Source organism: Pedobacter vanadiisoli (assembly GCF_042684385.1).
In the GTDB taxonomy this organism is placed as follows: Bacteria; Bacteroidota; Bacteroidia; order Sphingobacteriales; family Sphingobacteriaceae; genus Pedobacter; species Pedobacter vanadiisoli.
On the sequence record NZ_JBHULL010000008.1, the window covers coordinates 153,828 to 173,188 of the forward strand.

Sequence of the window (19,361 nt, forward strand, 5' to 3'; positions counted from 1 at the left end):
CGTACCATTTTTGGTTCAGGAAATATTATTTTCAGACTGGCTATCGGCCGTCTCATAATCGTGTTTGCCCCACTTGTTTTCTATAAGGTAATACAGGGCAGGGAGTACAAAAAGCGTAATTGCTGTAGCAACAAAAAGCCCATACACAATAACTGTAGCCAGGGGCCTTTGCACATCAGAACCAATACCCGTGGCCAATGATGCCGGCAGCAGGCCCAACACCGCAACCGTTGCTGTCATAAGTACCGGGCGGAAACGATTTTTTGCCCCTTCAACAACAGCCTTAAGCAGATCATGTCCTTTTTTGCGCAGATCATTTATGTGTGCAATCAGGATGACTCCATTCTGTATGGCCACGCCAAACAAAGCAATAAAGCCAACTGCGGATGATACATTGAGTGTCATACCTCTGATATTAAGTGCCAGCATGCCGCCAAATAAAGCAAGTGGCACAATGGAAAGGATAAGTCCGGCCTGCCTGAATTTTCCAAAAGCGCTGTACAGCAGGAGGAACATGATGGCCAGTGCAAGGGGTACAATTATGGTAAGTTTAGCATAAGCCCTGTTCTGGTTTTCGAATTGTCCACCCCAGCTTATGCTGTATTTTCCATGATCGTAAGGTACATGTTGCTCAATCTTAGATTGGGCTTCCCTTAAAAAGGTTGTTAGGTCGCTACCGCGTAGATTAAGTTTAACCGTAAGGTGACGCTTATTCATTTCCCTGGTAATAGTACTCTCGCCGGTAGCTGTTTTAACCGTTGCAATCTGCGATAAAGGTATTTTCGCACCGGTCTGTGCCGTCAGCATCAGATTGGCAATTTTTTCCGGGGTATTGCGGCTTTGCTCTTCATACCGGCAAATTACATCGTATACCTTATTGCCTGAAAAAACCTGGGCAACTGCTTTTCCTCCGATCGCAACTTCAATCAGTTCGCTTACATCGTTAACATTTAAACCATATCTTGCTACGGCGTCACGATCAATTGAAATTTGCAATTGCGGTAAAGGTGGTTCCTGGTCAATGGCTACATCAGCGGCGCCTTTAACCCCTTTGATGACAGACATTACCTGTTCGGCAATACGGCGTGTTTCCTTAAAATCTTCGCCATATATTTTTACTACCAGCTCGCTATGCGCTCCTGCAATTTTATCCATTACCCCATCAATCATGGGCTGGCTGAATCCAACGCTATAACCTGGCATGGAGGCATATTCGCGAGACAAATCTTCAATAAGGTCTGCTTTTTTCCTTCCGTTCTTCCACTGGTTATAAGGTTTTATTCCGATACTGCATTCAAAGTGTGAGGCTGTCCAAGGGTCTGTACCATCATCATTTCTTCCTGCTTGTACCATCATATAGGTTACCTCTCCATATTTCATTGTTCTTTGCCTTAAACTGTCACTCATTTCCTTTGATTTTTCAAGGGATATACCAGGAGGTAGCTGAACCTGGAGCCAAATAGAACCTTCGTCTAAAGGCGGGAGAAAATCTTTTCCTACCGTAATGGATAAAATAACAGCACCTGCAAGCACTACCCCAAGTGGGATAAATACCAGCCTGGGTTTATTCATGATTTTACGGATGCGCCCGTTGTACAAATTTGTTAACCGCTCCAGCCATTTATTGTGATAAAGTTTTGCAGGCCTGCGATAAACCGCGTATGCCAGTCCAGGTATGAGCAGCAATGCCACAGGCAATGCACCGATAAGGGCATAACCCACAGTAAAGGCCATAGGTGTAAACAATTTTTTCTCAACACGCTCAAAAGAGAATAGTGGCAAATAAGCGGTAATAATGATAATGGTTGAAAACAAAATAGGTTTAGCAACAGATAATGCTTTTTGTCCTATTGACAGTTCTTCCAGCTCTTCTGTTGGATTGTCTTCTCGTTTCCTCAGGATGGTTTCGAGCATTACAATGGCACCATCTACAATAATTCCGAAATCAATAGCTCCCAGCGAAAGCAGGTTAGCTGGAATATGGGTAAAGTGCATCATGATAAATGCGATCAGAAGCGAAAGCGGAATAGTTACTGCCACAATTAATGCCCCTCTCCAACTGCCCAGAAAAATAATCAATACGATAATTACCAAACCTATACCTTCCAATAAAGTATGCGATACCGTAGATAAAGTGGTATGCACAAGATTGGTGCGGTCCAGGTAAGGGCGGATAGTAACCCCTTTCGGGAGTATATTATTATTAAGGTCTGCCACGGCTGCATGGATGCCTTCTAAAACAACCGAAGGGTCTTGCCCTTTAAGCAAAAGCACAATTCCTTCAACACTTTCCGTGTGGTTTACTTTCCTGTCAGTGTAGCCCAGTATACCTTTGCGTTCAAGATTTCCATACTTCAAGGTACCCACATCTTTAAGGAAAACAGGTACACCACCTACCGATTTAACTACGACATTGCCCAGGCCATCAAGGGTCTTCACCAATCCTATTCCACGTACCACATAGCCGAGGTCGCCCCTGGTAAGTATACTGCCGCCGGCATTGGCATTGTTGTTATTAATGGCTGTCTGCACTTCCGTTAGGGAAAGATTGTATTGTTCCAGTTTGCGTGGATCGAGCTCAACCTGATACTGGGTGGTGATGCCGCCAAAGTTGGTAACATCGGCTACGCCGGCAATCTGTTTAATGCGGGGAATAATAGTCCAGTGTTGCAGGTCGGTCAATGCCATTAGGTCATGGTTTTTACTTTCGATGATATAACGGTATATTTCGCCTACCGGAGAGGTAAGCGGATCCAGGCTCGGCTTGGCGCCGTAAGGCAAGTCCACATCATTAAGCCGTTCCTGTATGCGTTGCCTGGCCCAATAGTCGTCTACACCATCTTCAAATACTAAGGTGACCATTGAAAGGCCAAAAGTGCTTTTGCTACGCATAACATGTATCCCCGGCATGCCATTGAGTGCCCGCTCTACGGGGATGGTAATTTGCTGTTCCACCTCTTCAGCGGCGAGACCAGGTACCTGCGTTACTACCTGCGAGGTAACATCGGCAATATCGGGATAAGCCTCAATAGAAAGTTGCTTCCACGAATAGTAACCAAAAATAGCAAGCAGCAGGAAAAAGGCCGCCAACAGCCAACGTTTGTTTATTGCTGTGTATATGAGTTTTTTCATAAGAATTTTGTTTTAACCTTGTCTACTTCGAATCCAACAGATAGAAACCACCTTCACTAATAATCCGTTCTCCAGGCTGTAAGCCAGCTCTGATAACCACCTTACCCTCTGAAGTGCCGCTGGCCACAACTTTTCGTTTGATATATTTCCCCTTACCTACAGACACAAAAACAAAGCTGGTTTCATTTTCCTGAAGAATGGCTTTGGCCGGAACGAGTATGGCATTTATGGGGGCATTAACAAAATCCACTGTTACATACATGCCTGGTTTTAAAATATGGTACTTATTATTCGCTTCAATCAACACCTCTACGCTGCGGGTGGCCTCGTCTACAATCTCATTTACATGATAAACTTTAGCTTTTATGTGTTCCCCGGGGAGTGCCGGAATTTCAATATTGCATTCGCCCAGTTCATGAATGTGTTGGATGTCTTTTTCCTTTACCTGGGCCGCAATCCATATCTTTGATAATTCAGCTACAGTTGCCACGCTGTTTTCGTTATCTTTGATAAATTGGCCAAGCACTACTTTATTATCGATAACCTCACCCGATATTGGAGCCCTTACTACCAGTGGCTGTCCCATAGACAGACGACCAGGATCGGCTTTAAATATCCTGATTCCGGCGGAAGCATTTTCAAACTCCTTCTTTTCTAATTCGTAAGATGTTTGAGCCTCTTCAAGGTCTTTTTGTGTGCCCACGCCATGTGCTACCAGGTCACGTTGCCGTGCCAGGCTCTTGCCCGATTGCTCCAGTTGAGATTTAGCCTGGAAGAATATTTTTTGGGCCGTCATAAAATCGGGCGAGCTGATTTCAAACAATGGTGTTTCAGGAGTTGTTCGCATACCCAACCGCAGGTAAGACTTAACCACTCTTCCTGAAAAAGGAGGCGCTATCTCTGCATACTGGGTAGGAATGGCTTTTACCGTGCCGGCAGTAAGCATCTGCATGCTATAGGCTTCGTTATGAACCTGCAGGGTTTGGAGCTTGCTGGTCAGATTAGATTTTGCCGATACAATAATGGTATCACCCTGTAGGGTATAGTTCGCAATTGCAGGTTCTGCTGATTTTTCCTGGCAGGAAAAAAGAAATAAAGCAAATAGGCAGATCAGTATATTTTTCATGTTGCGCTGTTTTACGATGTGTTTATCAAGCCTAAGCAAGGAAGGTAAAACGTGTAACCGAAGAGGCTAAAAGTAAGACCTGCACTAGCTTTTTTGGAATGCTGCAAAACTAAAAAAGCCCCTGTAGAGGGGCTGTTAGAGGGCTTATAGAATTTTATTAGAATTTCATTAGAAAAGAAGTTCTAGAGATGAGGAAGCTTTATGGTAAAAATGGTTCCCTCTTGTTCCTGCGATTGTACGGCTATTTGTCCTCCATGAAGATCAATTATTTTCTTTGTCAGCGATAGGCCGATACCATTTCCATCTGCAAATTTCTTATTCTCCCCACGGTAAAACGGAAGAAAAATATGAGGCAATGTTTCGGCACTGATTCCGATGCCCTTATCTGCAAAGCGCAACTCAATATGTGTTCCATCATAGGCAATAGAAATAATACTTTGATGATCAGCAGAAAACTTGCATCCGTTTTCTATCAGGTTAATAAATGCTACCCGTAACAGGTACTCGTTCCCATAAACCGATACGTCGTTATCATTATCTATGTCACGATCAAAGGAAATGTTAACAATAGAAGATGGCTGATTGTGCAATACATCAAATCTGGCATCCAGCAACAACTCATCGAGCCTGATGTTTTTAAAAGCTATTTCTGTTTGGTCGTAATTTGCCTTAGCCAGATCGAGCAGGCTATTGGAAAGCCTGATCAACTTTTGGGCATCTCCAATGGTATGCGCTATGGCCTCCCTGTATTCGGCATTATTTCGGTCCTTCTCAAGGGTCAGCTGCAATTCGGCCAGCATGGCGGTTAAAGGCGTCCTTAATTCATGCGAGATATTAGATACAAAATCTTTCTGTGCATCGAAGGAGTTTTCAAGCCGGTTAAGCATTTCATTAAAGGTGATGGCCAGCTCAGCAATTTCATCTTTACGGTTACCTTCATCTACCCTTAGGTCTAAATTGGTGGCCGTAATGGTTTTTACATTATTAACCAGCGAAGAAACAGGTTGCAGTGATTTTCTGGCAAGAAACTGCCCTGCGAGATAGATGATGATGATCGAGAAAAGAAAAGCAATAATAACCGTATTGCGTAGATTGGCCAGTTTAGCAAGACCATAATCATCTTTTGCAGCAGCAGTTACAATATAAGACCGGCCGTCATGTGCATATAAAAAGCCTACAACCTGGAGGTCTTTAATATAAAACTGAATTTCTTTACGTGAAATAATAGAATCAATCATGCCCTGGGTTTCTTTAACTTTATCTACCTCTACGGCATCATGATAAAGCAAATGGAATCCGGTATCGTATACGGCAACCTCTTCCTGAAACAGGGAGTTAGGCGCATTTTTATAGATCAACTGTAATACCTGGGGCTCAATCTTGGTATCAAACAATAAATTGGCTTTGGTTGCAGCCTGTTGTTTTAACCTTTTAAAATATTCATCCTCCCTGGTTTCTGAAGAAGTGAAATACACAATAAAGGCAAATGTAAGCAGCATTGCAGCCATCAAAGAAGTATACAATAGCGTAAGCCTTGTTTTAATCTGCATACCTAATCTTGTTTAAAGATAAACCCCAATCCTGATTTTGTATGGATCAGTTTTACATCAAAATCCTTATCTATTTTCTTGCGCAGATAATTAATATAGACATCTATAAAATTCGTACCTGTGTCAAAAGTGGTTTCCCAAACATGCTCAGCTATTTCAGACCTGGACAGCACCCTCTCAGGATTCTCCATCATATATTGCAGTAGTTTAAGTTCTTTAGGTGTAAGTGCAATTTCCTTGCCCTGGCGCCTTACAATTTTGGTATGCAGGTTATATTCTATATCTGCATATGCTAATAGAAAACCTTGACCGTTAGGTATTGTGGCATTTCTCTTAAGTAGGGCCCTTATGCGAACATGCAGCTCTCTGAATTCGAAAGGCTTTACCAGGTAATCGTCGGCACCGGCATCAAAACCCTCCACTTTATCATCTGTGGTTCCAAGGGCTGTTAGCATAATAATGGGTATGTTGGGTTTAAAGCTGCGGATTTCCCTGCAGAGGTCGAGCCCATCCATCTTAGGCAAAATAATATCGGTTATAATGAGGTCAAAATCCTGGCTGAGCGCCAGTTTTTTGCCTAAAGAACCATCATAAGCTACCGTTGCCCGGTAACCATGTTCTTCCAGGCCACGCTTAACCAGGGTTGCTATGCGTTCCTCGTCTTCAACAATAAGAATATTGGCCATTTTTTATGGTTTTAGCAGCAAAAACACAAAGATAGCAGATAACCAATATGTACAGTGATGATTGTAAACTAAAAGAACTTCGTCGTTAAAATGCACCTACATTATTTTACCGCTTTTTCAGGAAAGAAAATAAGCCTCCGGATTTCCATTCCTTTTTCCTTTTCAATGCTTCTTCATTGTCAGGTACTACTTTCAGGATATTAATTACCGTTCCTATGGCTGCGTTGGTTTCGCCGGCTGCTTTGCAGGCGTCTGCATATAACAAGGTGGCGCGTAACCTTATATCGTCCCACTTCCAGTTATTTCTATCATAGCAGGCTATTGCCGCCAGAGAAAAGTCCATGCATTCATCCCATTGCTGTAAGGCATAGCTGCACTGTGCCAGGTTTATATTGGTATCACAGATGGTACTTTCATCGGTTTCAATTCCTGGCTGACAATTATCGAGCAGGTTATTTAAATTTTCCTTTGCGCTAATATGATCCCCCAGGTACAGGTATGACATGCCCCGCATATAATACACTTTCTGAACCGACTCGATTGTGATCGCTGTGCCTTTAACTGATTGATAATTATCGGCGCAGGCAATACACTGCCTGTAATCTTTCAGTTGAAAATAATTCTGCATCAACATATACCATGACGAATTATCGTCAGGGTTTTTATTCAGCTGATCCTGCCATACCTGAACCGCATTTTCAAGGCTGTTTTCACTCAAAAGGTCGTGACGTATGTTTTGCACAACGATGTATCTTTGGCTTAATAAGAAACGATCCTGCTCGGTAAGTTCATTTATATTGGCCGAAATAAAGTTATTATACTCTTCTTCTATTAAATTTAAGAGGTTACTAGCCTCTTCTTTCCGGCCTAAATTATAGATTGCTCCGAGCTGCTTGCCCTTCAAATCTATATAATCTTCAAAGCCTAAATATTCACTTTCATAGTTGCTGGCCTGTTCGGCTACCTCAATTACTTCTTCATATCTCTTAAGTGCAAACAAGGCAGTAGCCAGTGAAGATAATTGTTCCCAAAAAGGAGATAGGGTATAACCTAGTTTATGAACTTCAACGGCGGTTTCGTATTCGCCCAACTCACTTAAGGCTATGCCGTAGTTATTGCAGCACATAGAGAAAATATGCGGCTCATTATGGGTGGCATTTCCCTTGCCGTTGAAGAAGTACTCATAAAAACTATCGTAAGAAATTTTATAAAAATTTGCCCTGATTTTCAACAGTTCACCCGCATTGTCCGTGTTGCGGATATTTCTTTCTGATTCTTCGAAAAAGTTTACCCCTGCATTATAGTACATAACCGGAGAATCAACAGGCCATTTTTCTATTACCGGCAGCTGGCCATTTATCCGGTAAGTTACTTCAATAAAGCGTTGCAGGCCAAGCGCAAGGCCACCATGCGCTAAACTCTCTTTTAAGTATGAAAGTGCCTCCCCATAGCTTTGGGCTTCGTACAATGCAGCACCGGCGTAATGATAGGGGATAGACCAATCGGGATATACCTTAATGTAATGCTGCGCGAAATTCAACATTTCAACGGTATCGTATCCAAGGTGCTCATGATATATTTTACGTGCAATAAACATTGCATATACAATCGATTGGTTAATGATGCCCTTTTGGGTCAGTTCATTTAACCGGTTATACAGGCTTAATAAATCCTCATCTACATTGACATTGCTTGAAAATAAAGCTGTCTGGGCTATCTCTCCACCAAATTCATAATCCTGGAGATCAATGGCGAGATTAGCCACCAGGATATAGATATATACATCCTTATACCCGTGGGCTAATCCTTCTTTAAAAATCTCAAGTGCTTTGGTACCGTTGTTTTTATGGTAAAGATAAAGTTTTGCTTTTTTCGCATATAAATCACCCAGCTTCTGATCGGTCAAACTGCGGGTTTCAAGCGCATGTGCCTGGTTTAATTTTATTAAAAGATCCAGATCCTTCAATGAAGGATCTATTTCGCCTGTTTGAAAATAGGCTTCCTGACGATAAGTAATGGCTTTGATCCTTGTATCCAAATGTACTGAGGCCGTTAGTTGAGTACAATAGGATATGGCCTTCGATAAATTAGTACCCGTTATAATAATACTGATATAGGCCAGGTATAACATCGATTCTTCATGGGAAGGTACCAAATTCAGCAATTCCTCAAAGCTGTTAATGGCTATATCCAAAAAGTTATTATCGGTATCATAATCAAAAGATAATTCAAACGCACATTTTGCTTTAAGTAACAGACCATCGTGATTTTGAGGATTAACCAACAGGAAAAAATCTGTGGCTTTAAGGCATTCCAGAAAATCACCTTCGTTGTAAATTGACTGCAAATGTTCAAGATCTATTTTGCTTTGATGTTGCTGCATAGGTTTCTAAATTGAATATTGATTGGGTAATCGCCAGGCTCAACCATTTTTGCCTGCGTATTTACAGCAAAATTATATATGCAACTTACCTTAACCTAATTTTAGCATTCTACAGAACGTCTACCTGAATGCTCAAAGTATCTACATAACATCTACATATTTACAAATGAGATTTTGTCCTCTTTTTCAGATAGTGCATTTTTACCATTTCTGAGCATTGGGGATGCAAAAACTACCTTGTCGTTGTTTTAGACACCGGTCAGATCAATTTCTCAGCGATTTTACCGTAGCCGCACAAATTTGCAGGAATTAAAAAAGCTGTACCGCCAATTAAGTGGTACAGCTCTATTTTAAAATTTGCTCCGAGAAAAATTTAATCAAGCAATGTCCAGGTTTTTCTGGCCTGTACCTGCTGTACAACCTGTTGTTCGGCAACTACGATATTTTCTTTACGCTGGCCGATGTATTCTAAACCGCTCAATTTATTCCATAAAGCTACCAGTACGTTCATAAACTCACTGGCCATTACCATACTGTTGTTAATCTGTTTATGATCATAAACCAATTCGATGGTTTTGGCCAAAAGCTCTTCAAAGTTGCCCGGGGTTACATCTTTCCATTCATAGAAATATTTAAGTAATTCTTCTCTTTCGCGGGGATCGATCAGTTTTATCGCCGTGAAAAAGATATGCGCCAAACTCGAGAAATAACCCGCCAAAACCACCGGCGATTCGCGATAGGCAATATTTCGGTATTCGTAAAATAATCCTGCAATATAATCTACAATCTTCTCGGAAATTAAACGGATGTTTTTGCCCAATGGTGTGATATTATCCCTGCCTCCTGTTTTATCAATAATTTTGAAGGCAGCCAACTGTAAATCATTCAGTAACACACTAAAAGATTCGTAATACCTGATCAATGCAGGGTGGCTTGTTATTGTTGAACTGGGTGGAATATAGTTGTTGTTAATGGATAATCTTCCGTTTTCGTAATACACCTGCCCGATAGTCAGAAAATAACTATCGGTTGTTTGTGTACTTACTTCGTTTTCAGGTAAAACGGCTATTGAGTAATTTTTTGCCAGTTCGGGATAGCGGATCGGGCTTTCCTCCGGGTTTGGCATGCCTGTTGGCACGCGGTTAAACGGGTTAACCACCAATAATATCACATAGTTACGGGGTTCAGATTGGCCAAAATAATGATTATGGACCAGTGTATCCATATTATCAGACTGTACAATATCAATGTGGCAGCCTTCGGGGGTAATGGCATTACAATACCTTACCCTCACCTCGATATGATTGGTTGCTTTTTCTATAATTTCGATATCGTGCGAGCTTTTATAGCCTGCAAAAGGGGGTAAAAATCCGTAATTGCTATTGTTTAAATGAAGAGAAGCAGCATCGCGTACAAAGTCCTGCAAGTAGAGATCACTCAATGTAAAGTGATCACTGGAAAGCTTCATGCCATTAATCCAGTTGATGGATTTATATTTTAGCGGCTTTATCATGGTAAATGTTTTTAGTATAGATTAGATAAAGATAGCACTTTCTCCAACTTCGTTAGGCTTATTTATATTTTCTGACACGCGTTTCGCATAAATCGTCATTTTTTCTGTAATGCCGTTTTCTATAATATCCAAATCTGGGTCGATAAAGATATTACGTTTAAAAAAGGAGGTCTTAATAAAGAATATCCATTTATAATTCTCCAGGTCCTCACTTTTATATTCTACGGGGCTTTTGGCAAACTTGAGGTTATAATCGTCAATAAATTTGTGGAACCAAATACCGAAATTCATATTTTCAACCGCTTTAACTTTTACTTTAAGTGGTTCCGGATCAGTACTTTTTTTATATAATTCCAGTTCCAATACGAGTAACCTGTTAAAATCCACATGATCCATATTGATGTCCAAAGGGGTATCAGGGTATTTCCAGATCTTGTAGATTTCGGAAGGGATGCCCAGCAGTGAAACATAGGCCCACCAAAAAATAAGCGGAACAAAAAAACAGATAATGCTACCAGCGCCAAACCACCCGAAATTTACTGAGCTCAGCCAATTAAAGGCCAGCTGAAATAAATAAACAGCCAGGATAGCTGAAATTAAAGTGGCGAAAAAGATAAAAACCTTTCGTTCCAGCACATCTTTAGGATAGTATTTTGTTAGTAGATAAACAAATACAGAACCCATTAAGATGTAATAAATGCAGCAAATAATATAGCCCCAGGGCATAAAATTAAAATTGAGGAAGCCCAAAAAACCCGGGATTGCCAAAATAATGCCGATGAGCAGAACACTTACAATAAGTTTTTTGTTATTAAGAAACTGGTTTTTTTTGTTGATGATAGAAAGTACTGCCGTTGAAACAAAAAAGATCAGCGGAAATAAGAGAAAGCGAATAAAAAATGATTTAACGTCCATTAATTTTTATAGATGTGATGTACTGCAAATATAGTATCTTTAGTATTTGAAATAATTCTTATTTTTTCGATAATAAAAATTTACTCTATAACAAAAATGCAAGCTTAAAGTTTAAATGAAAAAAGAAACTTTTATTAATAACGAACTCTTTACTGATTACAAGGCTGTGGCGCATGCTGCCGATCTGATCGAACGCAAAGTAATCGCCGCCGACAAGATCGAGATTATCCCGCTTGGACCAGATAAACGTGCTTTTGCAAAAGATATAGAGAACACCACTGTTTATTACTCAGAAAAAAGAAGGCATGAACGCATCAGGATTACGACCAATCGTGAAGGGTTGTATGATATGCTGCCCGAAGGACTTTTCCATCGCCCGCCAACCGGCAGTGCGGGGATGGATAAGGAATCCATGATCAAAGATATCAGAGACAGGAGAGAAGAAGAAAAAGAAGCCAGGTTGTTTTTTACCCCTTTTGATGCCGAAATTAATTATGTAAGGATTATGACCGAGCTATATGAAAATATGCTCGACAAAAAAACAACTTATTCTGATTTAAGCCAGATTTTTGAATTCGGCTGGGATGAATTTAGTCTGCTCAACAAAGAACAGAGCATTATTTGGATGCACCTCTTGCCCGAAATCCAGCAAAAAAGAAACGATATCGGTTTTGTATCCAAGGTGCTTACTGCGCTGTTTAATCTGCCACTTACCATAGTGGATACCACGGCAAATATTGCACCGGTAAAAATTGCTGAAGAAATGCAAATGCAACTGGGTGGAAGTGCACTTGGCATCGATACCATCATAGGCGACAGCTTTACCCCCGAACATGAAGCGTATAACATTAATATTGGCCCAACCTCGCCTCAGGAACTGATTAAATTTATCCCGGGACAAAAAAACAGGGCCATTTTGGATATGGCCATCAGCTATTTAATGCCTGTCGATGCCGAGGTTAATGTAGAACTCCTAACCGCGCCTGATTACCAGGAAACAGTATTGAGTGAGCATGGCGAAAGTGTTTATTTGGGTTATACCGTGTATCTTTAATCGCTCTATTTTACTGCGCCCAGGCCGGTGACGGTCTTGCTTAAACCGTCTTATACAGCGCCGGTTTTAACAATATGCGGTAACGCACATTCATCGTACTCCTTAAATTTAATTTTGCCAGGGTTAAACTCAACAGTTCTTCCCAATCCTGTGCGCTAAGATTAAGCTGATCTGCCGGTTCAATCAATATATCAGTAGTTTTAATAAAGCCTGCGTTCGGCTTGTTGTCCATAATCAAACCTTTGGCCAGGGTAATGCCTTTTAATTTGTTGCCCAGTTCGTAACGGCAAAAATTAATCACATCAGCCTTCGTAATAATCCTGTCGGCAGTGGTTAAGCCATATTTATAAGCCTGCACACGGTTGGTTGCATTCAGTTTCGAGCGGCCACCTTTGGTTTGGCTTAATAAAAAGATACTCTCGGCATTTACCTTATTATTATCGTATACCGCCAAGCGGCTACCGGCATTAATGTGGTTGGCTTCTTCTGCCTGTGTAACCCATATATCCAAAAATAGAATATCAGCATCATCAATCGGTTTTAATACGATGTAACTGGGCAGCTCCTTAATATCTTTCAATGCAGAACGGCTTTTTTGTTCAATGAGGGCAATATTCTGTTCGAGGTTTTTAAGAATGGTACTTAAAAAATCCGGTCCGTAGGCCGAAAAGGCTGCTTTTTCGTCCCTTAACAATTCAAAAAGATAATCAACCAGTTCTTTGGCATTCCTGGTATCAAAACGTTCCGTACCGCCATACCGGATCGAAAATGAACCATCTCCTTTTTCGTTCTCGTTGGTATAGGGAATTTCATTATAACTTTTGCCTTTATTATCCCTCAGATTTTCGACCGCAAGCATTTGGTCTGCCGATTCGGTTTTAATCGGTATAATATTATTCATGGTTTTAAGCCGGTGTTTAATCTGGCTTAACCTTTTATTTACTACAGGGAATGCATTAATGTAGATATGCAGTTCGTTCAGCATTTCCTGGTTGATTGCAGCCGGGAAAACAACTTTCAACCATTTCACTTTTTCATCGATCTGGTTTAACGCAGCTGGCTGAAAAACGTTTGCGAAAACGGGTGGAAGTTCTTTACTTTCATCAATGTTAAAATCATTCAGCCCCCCCAGCGTAATAAACCGGTTGCTGTAAAACTGTAAAACATCAGCTTTAATCAGGTTAAGTAGTTGTTTATGGCGGAAAGGTGCTTCAGTTTTGCCTGTTAAGGGCTCATCCATAAACCGTTCGGTATAGGCCGTAAGCTCATTGTCTTTGTAGAACCATTTACCCAACGATAACAGGTCGTAGGTGTTTTCTGGTACCGAATAATTTTTCCAGTCAAAAAATAAATTTAGCTTGTTAAAGTCCATCCAGCTTTTTATACCCTTAAAGCCAATGTATAAGGTGTTTTTTTCGATAGCAGTACCCGGTAGTGTATTTAACCTTGGCTGTTTACTCGATTGTTCTATATTAAAAAACGTATTTCCGGTAACAATATATTTTATCGACGCGTTGTGAACTTTTACGGTATGCAGTGGGCTAAAGAAAATGTCGGTCTTTTTGGTCTTATCATTTTCCTGCTGGATGTTTTTCTTATAGGCAAACTGGGTATATGGCGAAAGATAGTCTTCTTCTTCGATCGGACTGGCATGGATAATGGCATGGGCAGGTAACGATGAAGTTAAGTGATCGGGAGCCAAAATGCGGCTAATTTTATCAAATATCCTATTCTCCAGGTTTTTAACATCATTGGCCACATTGAAAAGCTCGTTGCTTAACGCTTCAATAATTAGCTTTACAAGCGGGTCAAATTCATTACTGTCTTTAACATTCCAAAAATCTTCGGCATTTTTTAAAATTCTGTTGCGGATTTCATCTTTTGATGAATAAAAAACTGGCTTCATATGTAGAAAATTTGGGGCGTTTTTGTTTAGGTTGATAGCGGGCTGAGAAATAAAGCGGTATTAAAAAAATATTTTTCTCCCGTGGTTTTTATTAATGCCCTGACACTAATATCTACCTTTTTTTTAATTTCGGTTATCTTACGCAGCGGATATACATTCTCTACTTCGGTAATGCGTACTTCTACGTCGGTATTGTATATCCTAAACTCATAATCGGTAATCGATTTAAGCAGGGATTTGCGGAATTTTTCCTCCCAAATGCTTTCACTTACAATTAATTCAAAATCCAGGTCCCATATTTCGCAGCCAAAATCGTTGTGGTACCGATGTTCTCCAAAGCGGGTAAAAATAATCAATTCTATATGGTTTGAAATCGATTTGCCGAGGTCAGTTGGCTGAAGGCCATTGCCAGAAAAAATAGATTTAAATCTGAAAGGTTTGTTAAAAAAAAAGTCAGACATGGATGTTTGGCTTAAAGTTTGTTAAAAGTAAAACAAAAAATATCGTTTTTATAACCAAACAACAAATATTAAAAATTGTTATTGTACAATGTGAATTTGGAAAAGTTTGCATGATTTAGGTGAACTTGATGATCAAATTAACTATTGTAAGTATTACTGTGTGAAAAAATAAACCCCTATGAAACCCATTAACGCCATCGAAATTAGGAGTGCTTATACTAAGTTCATTCTTAACTTTGTATTCTTAACACTTTTCTCCATCCTCTGTATTTACCTCTTTTTTGCGGCGTCTGATTACGAATACACGTTGCTCGATAAAAAAGTAAAGGAAACCGAAAAACTATCCTATCTGCGTAAGGATATTAATACAAATTTCGATCTGATTCAGGTTCGTTTTAAAGAGCTTGCCTTATACCGCGATTATAATGCGAACGAAATGAGTAAACAAAGCATCCTGCTTAACGATATCCAAAGTGCCAATAACAAGATAAAAGAACTGATCTCTAAAAAAACCGAAAATAGCCCAAGTTTTGATTTGTATGCAAAACTAAACAATAACGTGGGCGCTATGGCTGATTTACAAGATTCACTGATTAAATCAAGAGGCGATATCCAAAGGTATAAAGAACAGATAAACGATTGCCAAAGGATAAACCAGGCGGCAGCTAAAAAAATCAGGAACGGACAATTTGGGCGATAACGATAATTAAGGATTTATGATAAAATTAAGTATAAAAGAACGACGCGAACAATTCCTGTTTTTTACAGCACTGTTTGTTTTTACAGTTGGGCTCTTAAGTTTTGGAATTTTTTATACTGATAAATCGCGGTATGAAATTTCTAAAGAAGAGCTCGAGGTTAAGATCAATGAAAACGAAACTTTTGAAAACATGGTGAGAGAAACTTCGCCAACTATTGATACCACCTATAAACAAATTACACGTTATAACCCCAATGTACAGGCTGTTTTTCTGAAAAACGATATCCAAAACTCGTTAGGATCAATCAGGGCAGCTTTTGACCGTAAAGCCTCAGATTCCAGGTACAAGGTCTTTGTTCAAACTGCGCAGCTTTACGACAGATTATTTTACGACAGACAAGAACAAAACAGAAACATTACAGATATAGAACTGCACAAAAGACAATTAGACGATTGTATTACCAACAGGCGTCAGTTACAGCAAACCATATCTGCCAGATAAATATAAAACTAACACCTATAAAAAACGCTACCTATGTCAAGCTCAAACACCAAGCAAGTTAATTCAAATTCGCAAGGCTACGTTATTCTCTACATCTTACTCGCTGTACTGCTTTTAACCGGCCTGATTTTCTTATTTAAGAGTTCATTATTCGAAAAACGAACCATTGATGCGAGAATCCTTAAGGATGAAATTTATTTAAATGAAGATTTAGTATTCACCGATAATACACCGAAGGCCACAAAATGGTTATGGGAGTTTGGAAATGGTGAAAAAGCAACTACTAAAACTGGTTCTTATCATTACACGAAGCCCGATACCTACATTGTACGTTTAACTGTTGATGGCGAACTCCGTCAGGAATTCCCTGTAACCGTACGCGATACCGTGCATACTCCTGTTGTAGATAGTGTACTTACCATCAGCGGGCCGACAGCAGGTTTGGTTAATGAAGAAATCAGGTTGGAAGGCGATGGCGAAGGTAAAGAATTTGAGTGGTCTTTCGGCGAAACCGGCCGTGTAGATGTTAAGGGAAAAACAGCCCTTTATACCTACCGTACCCCAGGAAAATATGTAGTGCGCCTGCGTTCAGATAAAAGCCGTAAACCTGCATTCTTAAATATCCTGATTACCGATCCTAATGCTGAAATCGTTCAAGACCTGGTTGCTCCGGGTGATGGAGAACGTAAAACCATTGACGATATCCGCGCACGCCTTCAGGCCATAGCTAACGGTGCCGATTTTAATTCCAACTATTATTACCTCATTAACAAATACATGTGCAGCAACGAAAAGGTAACAGTTAATGTAGAAATGAACGGGAAGAAAAAACAGACCGATATTTATTCTTATTGCATGGGCCTCACTTTTGGAGGCGAAATTGCTGTAGATGAAGCACAGTTAACCATCAAGCCAAACTCTACCTGTGCAAGTTTACTCAATATTAAACAACACTCAGCAACGGCACAGCCTGCAGCAACGACAAGTGCCGAGGCACCGTCTAAAACAAAATAGATTAACATCTTACACTAATTTTAAAGCTCATCTACATATTATGAAAAAATATTATGCCTTAACCATCCTGTTTTTAGGAATATCTTTTGCCTATGCACAGTCTCCGGCATCCTTTGGTAAAAAAGTAAAGTACATGCCTAAATCGTACGAAAGGCCGGCAGAATCAATAAATATTAACGAAAGCACCAGCACAAGCAGTTTACCCTGGATTGTTTTTTCAGACAGGGAAGATAATTATACCACTACCGCACCAGGTGGTAGTCTGATTATGAAAAAAATCAGTTTCATGGAACCGTTTTATGTTTCTAAAGAAGAGAATGGTTACCTGAAACTCATTAAATATAAGGCAGGAATGATCAGGGGAAGAAAGATTAACGATAAAAAAAGTGCCATTAGTTATGGCTGGATCGCAAAATCTAAACTGCTTTTATGGCAACGTGCTTTCTCTAACCAAAAAACTGGTTATGCCGAAAAGGCTATTGGTATTATTAACGGAAAAAATGCGTTAACTGAACCTAAATTTTATTTCGATACCACCGATTCTATTTTGGTTTACAATACCCCCGAGCTTAAAGACAGGAGAACAAAAGTACGTTTGCACGAAATCACTTATATCTATAAAAAATCAGAAGACGGAAAAAAATACCTGATTGGTTCTGAAGATCAGTTGGTTGCCGACACTGCATTAAAAAGTATTTATGGCTGGGTTTCATCAGAGGCCATTCATAGCTGGGGCGACCGTTTGTATATTACCTCCGTTAAACCGGGCGATTATGACAAGGATGATTCTACTTCAACAGCCATTAAAAATGGAATTGATAAAGGAACAAGCTTCGTAATAGATCCGCTCTTGCAAAGAGAAAACCTGATCTTAAGAAGTGTACCTGTAGTTTCAGATGATGCGGGTGCGTATGCTGTAGGTATTGCTGCCGATGTTTATAACAAGAAAGACAATAAGATATTAACCATTAACGGTTCGGCCCTTTCTTATCAGGATTACCTGAATCTTCGTAAAAATAAAACAAAGGTAAATGTTGTTTTTGTGGTAGATGGAGGAAGTCCGATGACGAAATACCTTTCAGGAATGACCAATACCATTGCTTCCTTTGAAAATATCATGGGCGATTTTGGTAAAGGCACAAAAGTAAGTTATGGCGGCGTAGTATACCGTGGCGAAAACGGCTGCGCGCTGAAAGGAATTTTTGTAAGCCATATCCAGGATGATTACAGGCAATTGATGACTTTCCTGTCTAACCAGGCGAAAAACACATTAAGATGCAATGGCGAAATTTCCGAAGAACCTGTATTTAGTGCAATAAAAGCCGGTATTAACTTATTCAAAACAAAAAAGAACGAAACCAATTTAATTGTCCTGATTGGAAGCACCGGAAACAACGGTGGTACAAATAACTACCTGATCAATGAATTGAGCGAGCAGGTTGCACAGGCTGATGCCCGTATCCTGGCCTTGCAGGTGTATAGCGATTTTAACCAGTCTTTCAACGATTTTGTAATCCAGTCGCGTAAACTTGTTTCCGAATCGGCTATCCGTTCTGCCGAATACAGAAAAAATACTATGGTAAGGGGAGAAGGTTTAAAGAGTTTCCAGCCCTATAATACCAGTTTACAGGATTCGATTTCCTATTACCTTGATTATCCAAAAAATAGCTTAATCCAGGGTGGGGTGGTTTTTCCAACCAAAGGAACGGTTAACTCTAACCAAAGCATGACTATAGCCTTACGCCGTTTCGTAAAAGAAACCAATTCAGACATTTATAACCAGATCAGTTCTTTGGATAGTGCATTCCGTTTAACAGGGATATCGCGCAAAAACCTTTCTGCAGATGTAGAAAGCCTTTTACCTGAGCCCGTTGGTGCTGATGTGGCAGACCGGATGCCTCACAATGCATTTAAATATTATAGTACAGCAAGTTTATCGCCTGATGTGGTAAAAAACAACCGCTCTACATTGCAATATGCTATTGTTTTAAACAATATGGAGTATAAACAGATTGTGGATGAATTTTCGATTATGCTGGGACAAAACCTCCAGCAGGATCAATCCTCGTTCAGAAGCAAACTGGTTAAAAACTACGTGAATATGCCTAAGCAGCTATTGGGAATGAAAATATCATCTGGCGATATTAAAGCAATGAGCCTCACCAACTATATTAAATTGGTAACCGGCCTGCCTTTAAATAACGAGTTTTTTGCTAAATACACAGTAAGAGATCTGAAGAATAATTCAAAAATGCCTTTAGATCAGTTTGAGAACTATATTAAATTATTGAACCAGGCGGTACAACAGATCAAAAGGGCAACACAGATTGAACAGCAGTTTGTATCAAACGGTAAGACATATTATTACATCACCGAAAACAATTTTAACTCGGCAGTGTTGCCTACAACCAACTAAGGG

Annotated in this window: 14 protein-coding genes; 5 read left to right on the forward strand and 9 right to left on the reverse strand. The window is 40.0% G+C overall.

The features are described from left to right. Positions 1-15: 15 nt before the first annotated feature. The 7 genes from ACFSR6_RS09295 to ACFSR6_RS09325 form a co-directional block, all read right to left on the reverse strand. Positions 16-3,132: an efflux RND transporter permease subunit gene (locus tag ACFSR6_RS09295; RefSeq protein WP_379078017.1), complete on the reverse strand. Its 3,117-nt coding sequence runs from the start codon at positions 3,130-3,132 to the stop codon at positions 16-18. A gap of 22 nt (positions 3,133-3,154) precedes the next feature. After that, complete coding sequence (locus tag ACFSR6_RS09300; protein WP_379078020.1) at positions 3,155-4,258, reverse strand: efflux RND transporter periplasmic adaptor subunit; 1,104 nt, start codon at positions 4,256-4,258, stop codon at positions 3,155-3,157. Between the two features lie 182 nt (positions 4,259-4,440). Then, entirely contained in the window at positions 4,441-5,808 is a 1,368-nt protein-coding gene (locus tag ACFSR6_RS09305; RefSeq protein ID WP_379078023.1) for an ATP-binding protein, read from the reverse strand. Positions 5,809-5,810: 2 nt separating this feature from the next. Further along, on the reverse strand, positions 5,811-6,494 hold the full coding sequence (locus ACFSR6_RS09310) for a response regulator transcription factor (RefSeq protein WP_379078026.1): 684 nt from the start codon (positions 6,492-6,494) through the stop codon (positions 5,811-5,813). Positions 6,495-6,600: 106 nt separating this feature from the next. Then, positions 6,601-8,877 (reverse strand): tetratricopeptide repeat protein, encoded by a 2,277-nt coding sequence (locus ACFSR6_RS09315; RefSeq protein WP_379078028.1) that lies wholly within the window; start codon positions 8,875-8,877, stop codon positions 6,601-6,603. Positions 8,878-9,250: 373 nt separating this feature from the next. Further along, positions 9,251-10,390, reverse strand: a complete 1,140-nt coding sequence (locus tag ACFSR6_RS09320; protein ID WP_379078030.1) for a hypothetical protein — start codon at positions 10,388-10,390, stop codon at positions 9,251-9,253. A gap of 21 nt (positions 10,391-10,411) precedes the next feature. Beyond that, on the reverse strand, positions 10,412-11,305 hold the full coding sequence (locus ACFSR6_RS09325; protein ID WP_379078032.1) for a TssN family type VI secretion system protein: 894 nt from the start codon (positions 11,303-11,305) through the stop codon (positions 10,412-10,414). A 115-nt stretch (positions 11,306-11,420) separates the two neighbouring features. Here ACFSR6_RS09325 and ACFSR6_RS09330 point away from each other — a divergent pair, with 115 nt between their 5' ends. After that, complete coding sequence (locus ACFSR6_RS09330; protein WP_379078034.1) at positions 11,421-12,359, forward strand: type VI secretion system baseplate subunit TssG; 939 nt, start codon at positions 11,421-11,423, stop codon at positions 12,357-12,359. Between the two features lie 40 nt (positions 12,360-12,399). On the opposite strand, the gene ACFSR6_RS09335 is transcribed toward ACFSR6_RS09330, so the two are convergent. Further along, complete coding sequence (locus ACFSR6_RS09335) at positions 12,400-14,265, reverse strand: hypothetical protein (protein WP_379078036.1); 1,866 nt, start codon at positions 14,263-14,265, stop codon at positions 12,400-12,402. Positions 14,266-14,291: 26 nt separating this feature from the next. Next, the gene (locus ACFSR6_RS09340) at positions 14,292-14,726 is read right to left on the reverse strand and encodes a GPW/gp25 family protein (protein ID WP_379078038.1); all 435 of its coding nucleotides are present in this window, start codon (positions 14,724-14,726) and stop codon (positions 14,292-14,294) included. Between the two features lie 178 nt (positions 14,727-14,904). Between ACFSR6_RS09340 and tssO the strand changes: the two genes are divergently transcribed. From tssO to tssR, 4 genes are read left to right on the forward strand one after another with little or no spacing between them, the layout of a single operon-like run. Beyond that, positions 14,905-15,426 (forward strand): type VI secretion system TssO, encoded by a 522-nt coding sequence (gene tssO / locus ACFSR6_RS09345; RefSeq protein WP_379078040.1) that lies wholly within the window; start codon positions 14,905-14,907, stop codon positions 15,424-15,426. A gap of 16 nt (positions 15,427-15,442) precedes the next feature. Continuing rightward, entirely contained in the window at positions 15,443-15,928 is a 486-nt protein-coding gene (locus tag ACFSR6_RS09350) for a type VI secretion system transmembrane protein TssO (RefSeq protein WP_379078042.1), read from the forward strand. A gap of 33 nt (positions 15,929-15,961) precedes the next feature. Further along, the gene (locus ACFSR6_RS09355) at positions 15,962-16,942 is read left to right on the forward strand and encodes a PKD domain-containing protein (protein ID WP_379078044.1); all 981 of its coding nucleotides are present in this window, start codon (positions 15,962-15,964) and stop codon (positions 16,940-16,942) included. Positions 16,943-16,982: 40 nt separating this feature from the next. Further along, complete coding sequence (tssR, locus tag ACFSR6_RS09360) at positions 16,983-19,358, forward strand: type VI secretion system protein TssR domain-containing protein (RefSeq protein WP_379078046.1); 2,376 nt, start codon at positions 16,983-16,985, stop codon at positions 19,356-19,358. Positions 19,359-19,361: the final 3 nt, after the last annotated feature.

Bases quoted from the DNA above. Each gene is read 5' to 3' on its own strand.
- ACFSR6_RS09295 (WP_379078017.1), bottom strand. From the start codon at position 3,132: ATGAAAAAACTCATATACACAGCAATAAACAAACGTTGGCTGTTGGCG.
- ACFSR6_RS09300 (WP_379078020.1), bottom strand. From the start codon at position 4,258: ATGAAAAATATACTGATCTGCCTATTTGCTTTATTTCTTTTTTCCTGC.
- ACFSR6_RS09305 (WP_379078023.1), bottom strand. From the start codon at position 5,808: ATGCAGATTAAAACAAGGCTTACGCTATTGTATACTTCTTTGATGGCT.
- ACFSR6_RS09310 (WP_379078026.1), bottom strand. From the start codon at position 6,494: ATGGCCAATATTCTTATTGTTGAAGACGAGGAACGCATAGCAACCCTG.
- ACFSR6_RS09315 (WP_379078028.1), bottom strand. From the start codon at position 8,877: ATGCAGCAACATCAAAGCAAAATAGATCTTGAACATTTGCAGTCAATT.
- ACFSR6_RS09320 (WP_379078030.1), bottom strand. From the start codon at position 10,390: ATGATAAAGCCGCTAAAATATAAATCCATCAACTGGATTAATGGCATG.
- ACFSR6_RS09325 (WP_379078032.1), bottom strand. From the start codon at position 11,305: ATGGACGTTAAATCATTTTTTATTCGCTTTCTCTTATTTCCGCTGATC.
- ACFSR6_RS09330 (WP_379078034.1), top strand. From the start codon at position 11,421: ATGAAAAAAGAAACTTTTATTAATAACGAACTCTTTACTGATTACAAG.
- ACFSR6_RS09335 (WP_379078036.1), bottom strand. From the start codon at position 14,265: ATGAAGCCAGTTTTTTATTCATCAAAAGATGAAATCCGCAACAGAATT.
- ACFSR6_RS09340 (WP_379078038.1), bottom strand. From the start codon at position 14,726: ATGTCTGACTTTTTTTTTAACAAACCTTTCAGATTTAAATCTATTTTT.
- tssO (WP_379078040.1), top strand. From the start codon at position 14,905: ATGAAACCCATTAACGCCATCGAAATTAGGAGTGCTTATACTAAGTTC.
- ACFSR6_RS09350 (WP_379078042.1), top strand. From the start codon at position 15,443: ATGATAAAATTAAGTATAAAAGAACGACGCGAACAATTCCTGTTTTTT.
- ACFSR6_RS09355 (WP_379078044.1), top strand. From the start codon at position 15,962: ATGTCAAGCTCAAACACCAAGCAAGTTAATTCAAATTCGCAAGGCTAC.
- tssR (WP_379078046.1), top strand. From the start codon at position 16,983: ATGAAAAAATATTATGCCTTAACCATCCTGTTTTTAGGAATATCTTTT.